Here is a 13,222-nt window from a genome sequence, read left to right on the forward strand (position 1 = left end):
AAGCGCGCATGGGCGGGGCAGCCGGCTGGATAGGCTAGCGGGGCAGAAAAGCCTCTGTGCTCAGGCCTTCCACCACCTGCATCACGTGGGAATAATGCTGATCCAGCAATTGCAGCGTCCGGTCCGCGTCTCTGGCCAGCACCGCCTGCATGATGGCCTGATGCTCGCCCTCGTCGCTATAGCGCTTGGAGGTCGGCAAGGCCGGGTCGAACCAGATGTGCCGATAGCGCTCCAAGCGGTTGTACAAGGACTCCATCACCTCCACAATCACCGGCGAGTGGCTGCCGCTGATGATGGCCAGGTGAAACGCCATGTGGCGGTCCGCCCAGTCCTGCAAATCCACATTCACGTCGTTCAGATCTATCCGGCTCAAACGGTGGTAGCTGGCCAACACCTCCAGCTCCCACGCCTCGTCGCCCTGCGCCAGAGAACGGCGCACCGCCTCCTCCGCCAGCACTCGGCGCACCAGCAGGATGTCGTAAAGCTCATGGTGGGAAATCGGCGCCACCCAAAAGCCGCGCTGCGGCTCCATCACCACGTATTTGCACCAGCTCAGGCGCAGCAGCGCCTCGCGGATCGGCGAGCCGCCGGCGTCGTAGCGCGCCTTGAGATCATGCAATAGCAGCTTCTGCGACGGGCGGTACACGCCCAGCAGAATGTCCCGCCGCAACTCCTGGAATACCTTGTCGGCCAATGTGGCGTTGCTGCTTGCCGCCTTTTTTTCCTTCTGGGGCATTCGGTCTTTTCCACATGAGAGCGCGCAATGATGCGCGAAACGCTAGATAGTAACTTAAAATGGCGCAGCATATTGATTTTCCCCATCGGCATAGCAGGGAAATAGCTAAAAGCTACGTCTCTCCGGCATGGAGATCGGGCGGGGAAACCCCAAAGAAAAGGCGGATAGGGAGGCCGCGGCGGCGCGGCCGCCGCAACAAAAAAGCCGACTTGAGCGTCGGCTTCCGATATCAATGCGCCAAGCGCCGCCGCATGCTGCGCGGGAGTCTTGGTGGGCCCCCGGGGAGTCGAACCCCGCACCAACGGATTATGAGTCCGCTGCTCTAACCAAGCATGAGCTAGAGGCCCAGAGCAGCGCATTATAACAGCCAAAAAGCAAAACCCCAAGCGTCGAATTCCGACGGCTTGGGGTTTTCATCCGGCTCAGGCCATCAGCCTAAACCCGGTCTCGCGATCCGATCACTGACCGCCCGGCTCGTTGTCCAGGAAACTGCGCAGGCGTTCCGAACGGGTCGGATGACGCAGCTTGCGCAAGGCCTTGGCTTCGATCTGGCGGATGCGCTCGCGGGTCACGTCGAACTGCTTGCCCACTTCTTCCAGCGTGTGGTCGGTGTTCATATCGATGCCGAAGCGCATGCGCAGCACCTTGGCTTCGCGCGGCGTCAGCGTGTCCAGCACTTCCTTGGTGGCGTCCTTCAGGCTGGAATACATCGCAGCGTCGGACGGCGCCAGGTTGTTCTGGTCCTCGATGAAATCGCCAAGATGGGAATCGTCGTCGTCGCCGATCGGGGTTTCCATGGAGATGGGCTCCTTGGAAATCTTCATGATCTTGCGAATCTTCTCTTCCGGCATCTCCATCTTTTCCGCCAACTCGGCCGGATCCGGCTCGTGGCCGGTTTCCTGCAGAATCTGACGGCTGATGCGGTTCATCTTGTTGATGGTCTCGATCATGTGCACCGGGATGCGGATGGTACGCGCCTGGTCCGCGATGGAGCGGGTGATCGCCTGGCGAATCCACCAGGTGGCGTAGGTCGAGAACTTGTAGCCGCGGCGGTATTCGAACTTGTCCACGGCCTTCATCAAACCGATATTGCCTTCCTGGATCAGATCGAGGAATTGCAAACCGCGGTTGGTGTACTTCTTGGCGATGGAGATCACCAGGCGCAAGTTGGCCTCGATCATCTCTTTCTTGGCGCGGCGCGCCTTGGACTCGCCCGCCGACATCTGGCGGTTGATTTCCTTCAGCGCCTTGATCGGCAGCATCGCGCGATCCTGCAGCTCGGAAAGCTTGGTCTGCTTTTCGATGATCGCGTATTTGAAGCGGGTCAAGGCTTCCGCCCAGGCCTTGCCGGAATGGATTTCGTCTTCCACCCAGTCAAGATTGGTCTCGTTGCCCGGGAACACCTTGATGAAGTGGGCGCGCTCCATGCGCACACGGCTGACACAGATATCCTGGATGTCGCGTTCGTAAGTGCGGATTTCGTTGACGCGGCTGCGCAGCGAGTCGCACAGGCTTTCCACCTGGCGGGTGGAGAAGCGCACCAGCATGAACTCGGTGGTGATCGCGTCCTGCAGCTCCAGGTATTCCTTGCTCTGCGCGCCCTTGACGGACAGCACCTTGACCATCTTGTCGAACAACATGCGCACGCCGGTGAAGTGCTCCAGCGCCTGCTGCTTCAGCTCTTCCAGGTTGACGCCGGCGGCGTCGGCGGCGTCGCCGTCCTCGTCCTCGCTCTCGTCTTCCTCTTCGGCCTCGGCTTCGAGCAACTCGTCTTCGTCCGCCGGCTCGGCGAACGCGGCGTCCTCTTCGGACGGCGCGTTCAGATCGATGAAGCCGTCAACCACTTCATCCACGCGCACTTCGTCGCGGCCGACGCGCTCAACCAGCTCCAGCACTTCGGCGATGGTGCCCGGACAAGCCGAAATCGCCTGGATCATGTACTTCAGGCCGTCTTCGATCCGCTTGGCGATTTCGATCTCGCCTTCGCGGGTCAGCAGCTCCACCGAGCCCATTTCGCGCATATACATGCGCACCGGGTCCGTGGTGCGGCCAAATTCGGAATCCACCGAGGACAGCGCCGCTTCGGCTTCTTCCACGGCGTCTTCGTCGGCCACCGGCGGGGTGGCGTCGGACATCAGCAGCGTGTCCGCATCCGGCGCCTCGTCGTAAACCTGGATGCCCAGACCGGAAATCATCGTGACGATGTTTTCGATCTGCTCTGCGTCGGACACGTCTTCCGGCAGGTGGTCGTTGATTTCCGCGTAGGTCAGATACCCACGCTCCTTGCCCAAGGCGATCAGCTGGCGCAGGCGTTTACGCTGCTCTTCCAGGCTCATCACTTCGGTTTCGTTTTCCTGCACGTCTTTTTGATTTTCGGGAGAGGCCGCCATTTCGCTTCCTGCTTGAAATAAGCCGAAAAAAACAGTTGATAATAACACAAGCAAATAACGCTGTTTGTGTAGCCCTGCGGGGCGCTTTCTACCGCCGCGGCATCGCTTTCGGCAGTCCGGCGCGTACGCCAGACCGCTCTGCGATCTGCCGGGGCGGCGACGTCGTCAAGCGTTTGGCGTCAGCAAATCCCGCAGCAATTCCCCTAGCAATCTGACTTCTTCCGGAGTCAGGCCTTCGTTCCGGTCCTTTTGTTTTAGCCGCTCCACCTGAGTTTGATGCAGCATTTTCAGGAGCTTGGCCGCGCCGTCCTGAAACTGCTGCCTATCTTCCTCGCTGGGATCGGCGAACTCATCCGGATCCTGCATGGCCTGCTGCAGAACACTATCCACCAGCCCTTCATATGGAGTGCCACGCAGGCTTTCCATCAATTGCGCCGTATTCGGCGGCTGGTCGTGCCCTTGCACGCATTCGGCCAACATGGCAAAACAGGCAAGCTCGTCGGACAGCGCCATGCTGTCCGGCAAGCGCACATCGCCAGCCCAACCAGGATTCAACAGCAGCCATTTGATCAGGCGCGTCACCATGGAGGACTGTTGCGGACGATGCGATACCTCCGGCAAACGGTGCTCCCGCTTGCCTTTGCGCTCCGACTTCCTTTGGCCCGTCGTCAACATGTCGAATTCGTCGACATCCACACCGGCAAGTTCCGCCAGTCTTTTCTTGATGATGAAGCCCAGTGCCGGAGCGGCAATCTGCGCCAGAAGGGGGGCGGCCTGACGGATCAGATCGGCCTTGCCTTCCGGCGTGGTCAGGTTCACCTCGCGACACAGCTCGCGGGTGAAGTAAACGGACAGAGGCAGGCTCTGCTCTTCCAATACTTTTTCGAAGGCCTCGGCGCCGAACTCGCGGATATAGCTATCCGGATCATGTTCCTGCGGCAGGAACAGAAAGTTCAGCGCCTTGCCGTCCTGCAATTGCGGCAGGCTGTTTTCCAGCGCGCGCCAAGCCGCTTTTTGACCGGCCTTGTCGCCGTCGAAGCAGAAGTACACCTGGTCCGCGTGGCGCATCAGCTTGCGCGCGTGCTCGCCGGTGGTGGCGGTGCCCAGCGTGGCCACCGCGTAAGCGACGCCGAACTGAGCCAGCGCCACCACGTCCATATAGCCTTCGACCACCAGCACGCGGTTTTTATCCCGTATCGCCTGCCGCGCCTCGTAGAGGCCGTACAACTCCCGGCCCTTCTCGAACAAGGGCGTTTCCGGCGAATTCAGATACTTGGGCTCGCCCTTGCCCATCACCCGGCCACCGAAGCCGATGATGGCGCCGCGCTGGTTGCGGATGGGGAACATCACCCGATCGCGAAAGCGGTCGTAACGCTGGCCCTTCTCTTCATTGACGATGACCAGGCCGGTATCGACCAGCTTGTCGTCCTGGTAGTCCGGAAACACCGCTTCCAGGTTCTGCCAGCCGTCCGGCGCGAAGCCAAGACCGAAGCGGCCGGCCACTTCGCCGCTCAAACCCCGGCCTTTCAGATAGGAAATGGCGTTGGGCGCGGACTTCAGCTGCTGTTTGTAGTAGCCTGCCGCCATCTGCATCATTTGTTCCAGCGACAGCTTGCGCTCGCGCGCGGCGCGGCTGGCTTCCGGGTTGGCGTGGGCGCGGCTGTCCGGCACCTGCATGCCGATGCCTTCAGCCAGCAGCTTCACCGCGTCGACGAAGCCCAGCCCCTGGTATTCCATCACGAAGCCGATGGCCGAGCCGTGAGCGCCGCAGCCAAAGCAGTGATAGAACTGCTTGGACGGGCTCACCGTGAACGACGGCGACTTTTCCTTATGAAACGGGCAGCAGGCCAGATAGTTCTGGCCGCCCTTTTTCAAGGGGACGTAACGGTCCACCACGTCGACGATATCGACGCGGGACAATAACTGATCGACAAAATCCTGAGGGATCAAACAAGGTCACCGATGGCGCGGGCCGCACACGCGGCCCGAAGCCGGCTAGCCGGCCAGCTTGGCCTTGATGGAAGCGGAAACCTGCGCCATATCGGCGCGGCCGGCCAATTGCGGCCGCAACAGCCCCATCACCTTGCCCATGTCCTGCATGCCGGCGGCGCCGCTGTCGGCGACGGCCTTGGCCACCAGCGCGTCAATCTCTCCGGCGGACAATTGCTGCGGCATATAGGCCATCAGCACGTCCATCTCGAATTTTTCCTTGTCGGCCAAATCCTGACGCTGAGCTGCCTCGTACTGGCTGACCGAATCGCGGCGCTGCTTGAGCATCTTGTCGATGACGGCGACCACGCCGGCGTCGTCCAGCTCCACGCGCTCGTCCACTTCCTTCTGCTTGATGGCCGCCAGCAACAGACGGATGGCCGCCAGCTTGTCGCTTTCCCGCGCTTTCATTGCAGATTTCATGTCGTCGCTGATTCGCTGCTTGAGGCTCATTGCTTGCTTTCCGGAAGATGACCGCCACTCGTCGCCGATGGCGAGCGCGCACTTTAGAGAGTCAAACCCTGATGACATTGGTTTTGAATCGTTCAAAACCCATGCCGTCAGAGTCTGCAAACGGGGAACTACAAATGGCAAAACCGCAGGCTAAGCCTGCGGTCCTGCTTACTGACCAGACGAACTCTTAGTAGAGTTTCGGCGGCAGCATTTGGCTGCGGATGCGCTTGTAGTGGCGCTTAACGGCAGCTGCGTGCTTGCGCTTGCGCTCGGCAGTCGGTTTTTCGTAGAACTCGCGGGCGCGCAGTTCGGTCAGCAGACCGGTTTTTTCCACCGCGCGCTTGAAGCGACGCATTGCAACTTCAAACGGCTCGTTCTCTTTAACGCGAATGTTCGGCATTGAATCTAGTATCCTTAGTTCCTAGCGTCCAGACGTGGCTGGAGCTATAAAAAACAGCATTTTAACAATCTTACGCGGTTTGGAAAAGTCTGAAGCGTTCCGACCAAGCAATCTGTGGCGCTTTACGCATCACGGCTTGACGGAAGAAATCACCCCCTCACTAGGAGAACTAGGTACTGCACTATAAAAACGTTTCGGCATCCGGCCGGCAAGATATGCCGATCGGCCTGCTTCTACAGCCTGTTTCATGGCGTGGGCCATCAACACCGGTTGTTGCGCGGCGGCAATCGCAGTGTTCATCAACACGCCATCGCAGCCCAGTTCCATCGCGATCGCCGCGTCGGACGCGGTGCCGACGCCGGCGTCAACCAGCACGGGAACCTTGGACTGCTCGATAATCAACTTCAAATTCCACGGATTCAGAATCCCCATCCCGGAGCCGATCAGGCTGGCCAGCGGCATAATGGCGCAGCAGCCCATTTGCTCCAGCTCCCGGGCGATGATGGGATCGTCCGAGGTGTACACCATCACGTCGAAACCCTCGGCCACCAGCACTTCGGCCGCTTTCAGGGTTTCCTTGACGTTGGGGAACAAGGTATTCGGATCGCCCAGCACTTCCAGTTTGACCAGACGATGGTCGTCCAGAAGCTCTCTGGCCAGGCGCAAAGTGCGAATGGCGTCGTCGGCGGAATAACACCCCGCCGTATTGGGGAGAAGGTTATACCGGTTTTTCGGCAAAAAGTCCAGCAAATTGGGTTCGCCGGCATTCTGACCCAGGTTGACGCGACGAATGGCGACGGTGACGATTTCCGTTCCCGACGCGTCCAGCGCCCGGGCCGTTTCCTCAAAATCCCGATACTTGCCGGTTCCCACCAGCAAACGCGAATTGTAAGCCTTGCCTGCGATGATCAGTTGATCCGCCACTCCTGCACCTCTATCAGCTTTGCCGCTCAGCCTCCGCCGACGGCCACCACGATTTCGAGTTCGTCGCCGTCGGCCAGCCCGGTGGCCGGATACCGGCTGCGCGGCACGATCTCGCCATTCTTTTCCAGCGCCACACGCTTGCCGACAAGGCCCAGCGCCGCCACCAGCTCGGCCACATTGGCGACGCCGCCCAGTTCGCGGCCCTCGCCGTTGATCTTGAGTTTCAGCATCTCATCTCCTTTGCACGCGCTGCACCACCGGCAGCACGCGGATGGCGCTCAGCACGCGCTCCAGATGCTCGACGCCCTCCACCTGCAAGCGGAAGTGGATGTTGAACAGGCCGTCGCCGTCGCGGCTGCTGTCCTGGGTGTCGGCGCTTTCGATATTGGCCGAGGCCTGAGAAATCGCGGTGGCGATGTCGGCCAGCGCGCCGCGCTCGTTGCGGGACAGCACGCCGACGGTAACGCCGAACATGCGGTCGCGCTGCGCTTCCCAATTGACGTCCAGCAGCTTGTCGTGATCCGCCCGCCGCGCGTTCGGGCAGCCCTTGCGGTGGATGACCAGGCCCTGGCCCTTGGTGATGACGCCCAGAATGTCGTCGCCCGGCAGCGGGTTGCAGCACGGCGACAGCTGCACCATGCCGCCCTCATTGCCGCGTATGGTCACCGGCCCCACTTTCACTTCCTCGCCCAAGCGCTCGCCGGCCAGCTCCAGCAGCCTGCGCGCCACCACGATGGGCATCAGCTTGCCGGCGCCGATGTCGGCCAGCACGTCCTGCTGCGAGGCGAGCTTCTCGCCGAAAGCGGCCAGATACTCCACCCACAGCTCCTCGCTCAAGGCCAGCGGCGTCACCGCCAGCGCGCCTATCGCCTGCTTGAGCAGCTTCTCGCCCAGGCCGACCGCTTCTTCCTGCTGCAAACTCTTCAGGTAGTTGCGGATGCCGGAACGCGCGCGCCCGCTCTGCACGAAGGTCAGCCAGGACGGATTGGGCTTGGCCTGGGTGGAGGTGATGATTTCCACGGTGTCGCCGTTGCGCAGCACGGTGCGCAGCGGCACCAGCGCGTGATTGACGCGCGCGGCGATGCAGCGGTGACCGATGTCAGTGTGCACCGCGTAGGCGAAGTCCACCGGGGTCGCGCCCTGCGGCATCACCATGATCTTGCCCTTGGGCGTGAACACGTAGACTTCGTCCGGGAACAGGTCGATCTTGATGTGCTCGAGGAATTCGACCGGATCGTCGCTCTCCTCCTGCATGTCCATGATTTTTTGCAGCCACTGGTGGGTGCGCTGCTGCGCGGTGTTGACGCCGTCGCCGCTCTTGTACATCCAGTGCGAGGCCACGCCGGCCTCGGCCACGCTATTCATTTCGCGGGTGCGGATCTGCATCTCCACCGGCGTGCCGTAGGGGCCGAACAAGGTGGTGTGCAGACTCTGATAGCCATTACCCTTGGGAATGGCGATGTAATCCTTGAATTTGCCGGGAATCGGTTTGTACAGGCTGTGCAGCGCGCCCAGGGCCAGGTAACAGCCGGGAATGTCGTTGACGACGACGCGGAAGCCGTAGATGTCCAGCACCTCGGAAAACGACAGGTGTTTTTCCTGCATTTTCTTGTAGATGCTGTAGAGGTTTTTCTCTCGCCCCTTGATCGTGGCTTCGATATTGCTCTGCACCAGCTTCTGGCTGACGGATTGCAGGATCTTGGTGACCACTTCGCGGCGATTGCCGCGCGCGGCGCGCACCGCTTTGGACAACACGCCGTAGCGATGCGGGTGCAGATGCTTGAACGCCAAGTCCTGGAGTTCGCGGTAAACCTTGTTCAGGCCGATGCGGTTGGCGATCGGCGCGTAGATTTCCAAGGTTTCCAGCGCGATGCGGCGGCGCTTGTCCTCGCGCATCGAATCCAGCGTGCGCATATTGTGCAGCCGGTCCGCCAGCTTGACGATGATGACGCGGATGTCGCGCGCCATCGCCAGCACCATTTTGCGGAAGCTTTCCGCCTGCGCGGTTTCCTTGGTCTGGTATTCCAGCCGCTCCAGCTTGGAGAGGCCGTCCACCAGATCGGCGATGATCTTGCCGAACTTTTCGATCAGCGTCGGCTTGGTGACGCCGGTGTCTTCCAGCACATCGTGCAGCAAGGCGGCGGCGAGGCCCTGCACGTCCAACCGCCACTCGGCCAACATGCAGGCCACCGCCAGCGGGTGGGTGATGTAGGGTTCGCCGCTCTTGCGGGTCTGCCCTTCATGCGCTGCGCGGCTGACTTCGAAAGCCTGCCGCAACAGCTGGACGTCCTCCGGCTTGAGATAACGCGCGACAGACTCGAAAAACGCTTGCGCTTCGCTGTCGATCAGGGCGTCGTAGTCGATTTCATCCTCAATGCCGGTTGCCATAACCCACCACCCACTTGCAATCAGGCTTTGCCGCGGCTCAGAACTTCCTTGCCGACGTGGCCGGCGGCGATTTCACGCAGCGCGACGACGGTGGGCTTATGGCGGCCGGCTTCAACGAAGGGGCTGGCGCCGGAAGCCACTTGGCGCGCGCGGTAGGCGGCGGCCAGGGTCAGGTCGAAACGGTTCTGGATGCGGTCCAGGCAATCGTCAACAGTAATACGGGCCATGTGCTTTCTTTCTTCAAAGTTGCCAAGGGCGTTGTCGGTCGCCGTTCTTGCGGCCGCGGCAACGCCCAGAGGGATCACTATATCTAAATTTTAGTCGACTCACCAACAAACGGTCGGATCAGCCGGTCTGTCCCATCCGCGCCAGCATCGTCGCCAGCTTGCGGCATTGGATGGCGCTGCGCAGCCGATTGGCGCGCACGACGCTGATCAGATCGAGGCGGGCGCGCTCGAAATCGTCGTTGACCACGATGTAGTCGTATTCGGCGATCTTGTCGATCTCGGCGCGGGCGGAAGCCAGCCGGCGGCGGATCACTTCCTCGCTGTCGGTGGCGCGTCCGCGCAGGCGGCGCTCCAGCTCTTCTATCGACGGCGGCGCGATGAAAATGCCTATCGCCTCGGGGAAGACCTTGCGCACTTGCTCGGCGCCCTGCCAGTCTATCTCCAGCAGAATGTCCTGCCCCACGGCCAGGCGGCTGCGTATCCACGGCGCGCTGGTGCCGTAGTAGTTGCCGTAGACTTCCGCGTACTCGAGGAAATCGCCGCGTTCGATCATGGACTTGAACGTGGCCTGATCGACGAAGTGGTAATGCTTGCCGTCCTCTTCGCCCTTGCGCGGCGCGCGCGTGCTATAAGAAATGGACAGTTCCACAGACGGCTCCGCCTGGAGCAAGGCCGCCACTAGCGAGGTTTTCCCCGCGCCGGAAGGAGCGACCACGATAAAAATATTACCGGTTGGCTGGCTCATGAAAGGTACTTCCTGCCAAATGAGTAATTCTCCAGAATACCATAAGCGCGTACCGGCTGTTAATCGCCAAGTTATTTTCACGTCAAGATTTAGGTAAATCTCTTCAGGCTGAATAAAATGGCTGGTTTTTTTCCTACCTATCTCCTTTGGAGCGCGTTTCGCCATGCAATTCCTTGACAGCTTCTTCAAGCTGAAAGAAAACGGCACCACGGTGAAGACCGAAGTCATCGCCGGCTTTACCACCTTCTTGACCATGGCTTACATCATCCTGGTCAACCCGCTGATCCTGTCGAGCACCGGCATGGACCTGAACGCCGTCTTCGTCGCCACCTGTCTGGCCGCGGCGCTGGGCACCGCCATCATGGGCCTGGTGGCCAATTACCCGATCGCGCTGGCGCCGGGCATGGGCTTGAACGCCTACTTCACCTTCAGCGTGGTCAAGGGCATGGGGCTGTCCTGGGAAACCGCGCTGGGCGCGGTGTTCATCTCCGGCATCGTGTTCCTGGCGGTCAGCCTGTTCCGCGTGCGCGAAGCCATCGTCAACGCCATCCCGCAGTCGCTGAAATTCGCCATTTCCGCCGGCGTCGGCATGTTCCTCGCCATCATCGCGCTGAAGAACGCCGGCGTGATCGCGCCGCACCCGGAAACCTATCTGACCCTGGGCGACATCCACAAGCCCACCACCCTGCTGGCCATTCTGGGCTTCTTCCTGATCGTGGCGCTGGAATACCGCAAGGTGCCGGGCTCCATCATCATCGGCATCCTGGTGGTGACGGTGCTGTCCATCGCCATGGGCCTGTCTCCGTTCAAGGGCGTGGTGGCGCCGGTGCCGAGCATGGCGCCCACCTTCATGCAGATGGATATCGCAGGCGCCTTGCAAGCCGGCCTGATCGGCGTGATCTTTGTCTTCTTCTTCGTCGATCTGTTCGACACCACCGGCACTCTGGTGGGCGTGTCTCACCGCGCCGGCCTGCTGGACAAGGACGGCAAGCTGCCGCGCCTGAAGCGCGCGCTGCTGGCCGACTCGGTGGCGATCACCGCCGGCGCGGTAATGGGCACTTCGTCCACCACCGCCTATGTCGAGTCCGCCGCCGGCACCGCCGTGGGCGGCCGCACCGGCCTGACCGCCATGGTGGTGGCGCTGCTGTTCCTGGCCTCGCTATGGCTGTCGCCGCTGGCCGCCACCGTGCCCGCCTACGCCACCGCGCCCGCGCTGTGCTATGTGGCGGTGCTGATGGCGCGCGGCCTGGCCGAGATCGACTGGAGCGATCTGACCGAATCCGCGCCGGCGGTGATGACCGCGCTGGCGATGCCCTTCACCTTCTCCATCGCCGACGGCATCGCCTTCGGCTTCATCAGCTACGCGGTGATCAAGATTCTGGCCGGCCGTTTCTCCGACCTAAAGCCGCCGGTGCTGGTGATCGCCGCGCTGTGGATCTTCAAGCTGGCTTTCTTCCACTGAAACGTCAATAATTGATGCGGACTCCTAGCCTGCCGCGCTGCGCGGCGGGCTTTTTCTTGTGGGGCGCGCGGCGACTCTCTTTATTTCGAAGTACAATAAGGCCATGGAAAACCTTAGCAATCTCGACTACTCCAGCTATCTGAAAGGCTGGATCCGCACTGTGCCCAACTGGCCGCAACAAGGCGTGATGTTCCGCGACATCACCCCGCTGCTGCAGAACCCCAAAACCTTCCGCATGCTGATCGACATCTATGTGCATCGCTACATGATGGAGAAAGTGGACCTGGTGGCGGGCCTGGACGCGCGCGGCTTCATCATCGGTTCGGTGCTGGCTTACGAGTTGAACGTAGGCTTCGTGCCCATCCGCAAACGCGGCAAGCTGCCCTTCACCACGGTGGAGGAGGAGTACGAGCTGGAATACGGCAACGCCGCGGTGGAAATGCACACCGACGCCTGCAAGCCGGGCGACCGCGTCATCCTGATTGACGATCTGGTCGCCACCGGCGGCACCATGATGGCTGGCTACAAGCTGCTGAAGCGCATGGGCGCCGACGTGCTGGAAGCCGCCGCCATCATCGAACTGCCCGAACTGGGCGGCGGCAAGCTGGTGCGCGACGGCGGCCTGGAGTTGTTCACCGTCTGCGCTTACTGAGCCGGATTCGTCGGCCAAGCGAACGGAGCCCTCGGGCTCCGTTTTTGTTTGGCCGCGTCTTAATCCGCCTCCACCGCCACTTTCAGCACCTGCCCGCGCGCGCTCAACTTCAGCGGCGCGCCGGCGGTGCTGGGCAGCTTGCTGTCCACCGAGGCCGCCGTGCCGCGCACCTCGTATTGCAGCGTTGCGGACTTGGGCAGCGTCAGCGACAACTTGCCGGTGGTGGCGTCCAGCGACAAGGAGCCGCTGGGCTTGGCGTCGGTCAGCTTCACCTTCGCCTTCACCGCCTGGCCGTCAAAAACCATGTCGCGGCTGCTGCCTTCGAAACCCAAGGTCAGCGCCTGCCCCTTGAGCGCCAGCTTGTCGTAAGCGCCCTTGGCCTGCGCCCTGATCGCGTCGGCGGACATGGACAGGCTGGCGGCTTTGCCGTCCAGCGTTAGATCCACCGCCCGGCTGTCCACCCGGATCGCCGAATACGCGCCGCGGATCGACCCCTTGACCGCAGCCAGCCCCAATTCCACCTGTTTGCCCGGCTTCAGATTGCCGGCGATCTCCAACCCGCAACTGCTGCCCAACAGCTTGTCGTTGAGCTTGACCATGATCGTGACCACGCCGCCTGCGCGCCGCACCAGGGCGCTGCACTGCTTGGCGTCCCAATTGCTTTTGTTCAGGTCCAGCTGATACGGCCGCTTGTCGTCCGCGCTCAGCTTGAGCACGGCCGCGTCGCCGTTGATCACCAGCTTTTCAATCGGCGCTTCCGCCGCGTAAGCCGCCCCGCCGCCCATCAGCCCCGTCAATGCCAGCAAGCGCACTATCCCACGCCTCATCACGCACCCCTTTCCCAAGTAGAAGCCGC

General features: G+C 61.6%; 13 protein-coding genes and 1 tRNA gene. 2 read left to right on the forward strand and 12 right to left on the reverse strand.

Features of this window, described 5'->3' with window-relative positions:
* Nucleotides 1–34: 34 nt before the first annotated feature.
* From DB032_RS17095 to gmk, 11 genes are all read right to left on the reverse strand, one after another.
* Nucleotides 35–736, reverse strand: a complete 702-nt coding sequence (locus DB032_RS17095) for an FCD domain-containing protein (protein WP_107800528.1) — start codon at nucleotides 734–736, stop codon at nucleotides 35–37.
* Between the two features lie 268 nt (nucleotides 737–1,004).
* Nucleotides 1,005–1,083, reverse strand: a tRNA-Ile gene (locus DB032_RS17100).
* Between the two features lie 111 nt (nucleotides 1,084–1,194).
* Nucleotides 1,195–3,126 (reverse strand): RNA polymerase sigma factor RpoD, encoded by a 1,932-nt coding sequence (rpoD, locus tag DB032_RS17105; RefSeq protein ID WP_107800529.1) that lies wholly within the window; start codon nucleotides 3,124–3,126, stop codon nucleotides 1,195–1,197.
* A 165-nt stretch (nucleotides 3,127–3,291) separates the two neighbouring features.
* On the reverse strand, nucleotides 3,292–5,076 hold the full coding sequence (gene dnaG, locus DB032_RS17110) for a DNA primase (RefSeq protein WP_107800530.1): 1,785 nt from the start codon (nucleotides 5,074–5,076) through the stop codon (nucleotides 3,292–3,294).
* 45 nt (nucleotides 5,077–5,121) lie between these two features.
* Nucleotides 5,122–5,568 (reverse strand): GatB/YqeY domain-containing protein, encoded by a 447-nt coding sequence (locus tag DB032_RS17115; RefSeq protein ID WP_107800531.1) that lies wholly within the window; start codon nucleotides 5,566–5,568, stop codon nucleotides 5,122–5,124.
* A 187-nt stretch (nucleotides 5,569–5,755) separates the two neighbouring features.
* The gene (rpsU, locus tag DB032_RS17120) at nucleotides 5,756–5,968 is read right to left on the reverse strand and encodes a 30S ribosomal protein S21 (RefSeq protein ID WP_039756346.1); all 213 of its coding nucleotides are present in this window, start codon (nucleotides 5,966–5,968) and stop codon (nucleotides 5,756–5,758) included.
* A gap of 129 nt (nucleotides 5,969–6,097) precedes the next feature.
* Nucleotides 6,098–6,892, reverse strand: coding sequence for a thiazole synthase (locus DB032_RS17125; protein WP_199225925.1), 795 nt, complete (start codon nucleotides 6,890–6,892; stop codon nucleotides 6,098–6,100).
* Between the two features lie 26 nt (nucleotides 6,893–6,918).
* Nucleotides 6,919–7,122, reverse strand: a complete 204-nt coding sequence (gene thiS, locus DB032_RS17130) for a sulfur carrier protein ThiS (protein WP_107800533.1) — start codon at nucleotides 7,120–7,122, stop codon at nucleotides 6,919–6,921.
* 1 nt (nucleotide 7,123) lies between these two features.
* Nucleotides 7,124–9,280 carry a bifunctional (p)ppGpp synthetase/guanosine-3',5'-bis(diphosphate) 3'-pyrophosphohydrolase gene (locus DB032_RS17135; RefSeq protein ID WP_107800534.1) on the reverse strand — a complete coding sequence of 719 codons (2,157 nt, stop codon included), beginning with the start codon at nucleotides 9,278–9,280 and terminating at the stop codon, nucleotides 7,124–7,126.
* Between the two features lie 20 nt (nucleotides 9,281–9,300).
* Nucleotides 9,301–9,507, reverse strand: coding sequence for a DNA-directed RNA polymerase subunit omega (gene rpoZ / locus DB032_RS17140; RefSeq protein ID WP_019103869.1), 207 nt, complete (start codon nucleotides 9,505–9,507; stop codon nucleotides 9,301–9,303).
* Between the two features lie 118 nt (nucleotides 9,508–9,625).
* Nucleotides 9,626–10,252, reverse strand: a complete 627-nt coding sequence (gene gmk, locus DB032_RS17145) for a guanylate kinase (RefSeq protein ID WP_107800535.1) — start codon at nucleotides 10,250–10,252, stop codon at nucleotides 9,626–9,628.
* Nucleotides 10,253–10,415: 163 nt separating this feature from the next.
* Here gmk and DB032_RS17150 point away from each other — a divergent pair, with 163 nt between their 5' ends.
* Entirely contained in the window at nucleotides 10,416–11,714 is a 1,299-nt protein-coding gene (locus tag DB032_RS17150; protein ID WP_107800536.1) for an NCS2 family permease, read from the forward strand.
* 103 nt (nucleotides 11,715–11,817) lie between these two features.
* Nucleotides 11,818–12,366 (forward strand): adenine phosphoribosyltransferase, encoded by a 549-nt coding sequence (locus DB032_RS17155; RefSeq protein WP_019103866.1) that lies wholly within the window; start codon nucleotides 11,818–11,820, stop codon nucleotides 12,364–12,366.
* Nucleotides 12,367–12,425: 59 nt separating this feature from the next.
* Here DB032_RS17155 and DB032_RS17160 read toward each other — a convergent pair whose 3' ends face one another.
* A complete protein-coding gene (locus DB032_RS17160; protein WP_146176708.1) occupies nucleotides 12,426–13,193 on the reverse strand; it encodes a hypothetical protein in 768 nt (255 codons plus the stop codon).
* Nucleotides 13,194–13,222 lie beyond the last annotated feature (29 nt).

The sequence above is a fragment of the Chromobacterium sp. Panama genome, assembly GCF_003052555.1.
Taxonomy (GTDB): Bacteria; Pseudomonadota; Gammaproteobacteria; order Burkholderiales; family Chromobacteriaceae; genus Chromobacterium.

Coding starts and splice junctions, on each gene's coding strand:
- DB032_RS17150 (WP_107800536.1), top strand. CDS start 10,416: ATGCAATTCCTTGACAGCTTCTTCAAGCTGAAAGAAAACGGCACCACG.
- rpsU (WP_039756346.1), bottom strand. CDS start 5,968: ATGCCGAACATTCGCGTTAAAGAGAACGAGCCGTTTGAAGTTGCAATG.
- gmk (WP_107800535.1), bottom strand. CDS start 10,252: ATGAGCCAGCCAACCGGTAATATTTTTATCGTGGTCGCTCCTTCCGGC.
- DB032_RS17115 (WP_107800531.1), bottom strand. CDS start 5,568: ATGAGCCTCAAGCAGCGAATCAGCGACGACATGAAATCTGCAATGAAA.
- DB032_RS17160 (WP_146176708.1), bottom strand. CDS start 13,193: ATGAGGCGTGGGATAGTGCGCTTGCTGGCATTGACGGGGCTGATGGGC.
- thiS (WP_107800533.1), bottom strand. CDS start 7,122: ATGCTGAAACTCAAGATCAACGGCGAGGGCCGCGAACTGGGCGGCGTC.
- DB032_RS17135 (WP_107800534.1), bottom strand. CDS start 9,280: ATGGCAACCGGCATTGAGGATGAAATCGACTACGACGCCCTGATCGAC.
- DB032_RS17095 (WP_107800528.1), bottom strand. CDS start 736: ATGCCCCAGAAGGAAAAAAAGGCGGCAAGCAGCAACGCCACATTGGCC.
- DB032_RS17155 (WP_019103866.1), top strand. CDS start 11,818: ATGGAAAACCTTAGCAATCTCGACTACTCCAGCTATCTGAAAGGCTGG.
- rpoZ (WP_019103869.1), bottom strand. CDS start 9,507: ATGGCCCGTATTACTGTTGACGATTGCCTGGACCGCATCCAGAACCGT.
- rpoD (WP_107800529.1), bottom strand. CDS start 3,126: ATGGCGGCCTCTCCCGAAAATCAAAAAGACGTGCAGGAAAACGAAACC.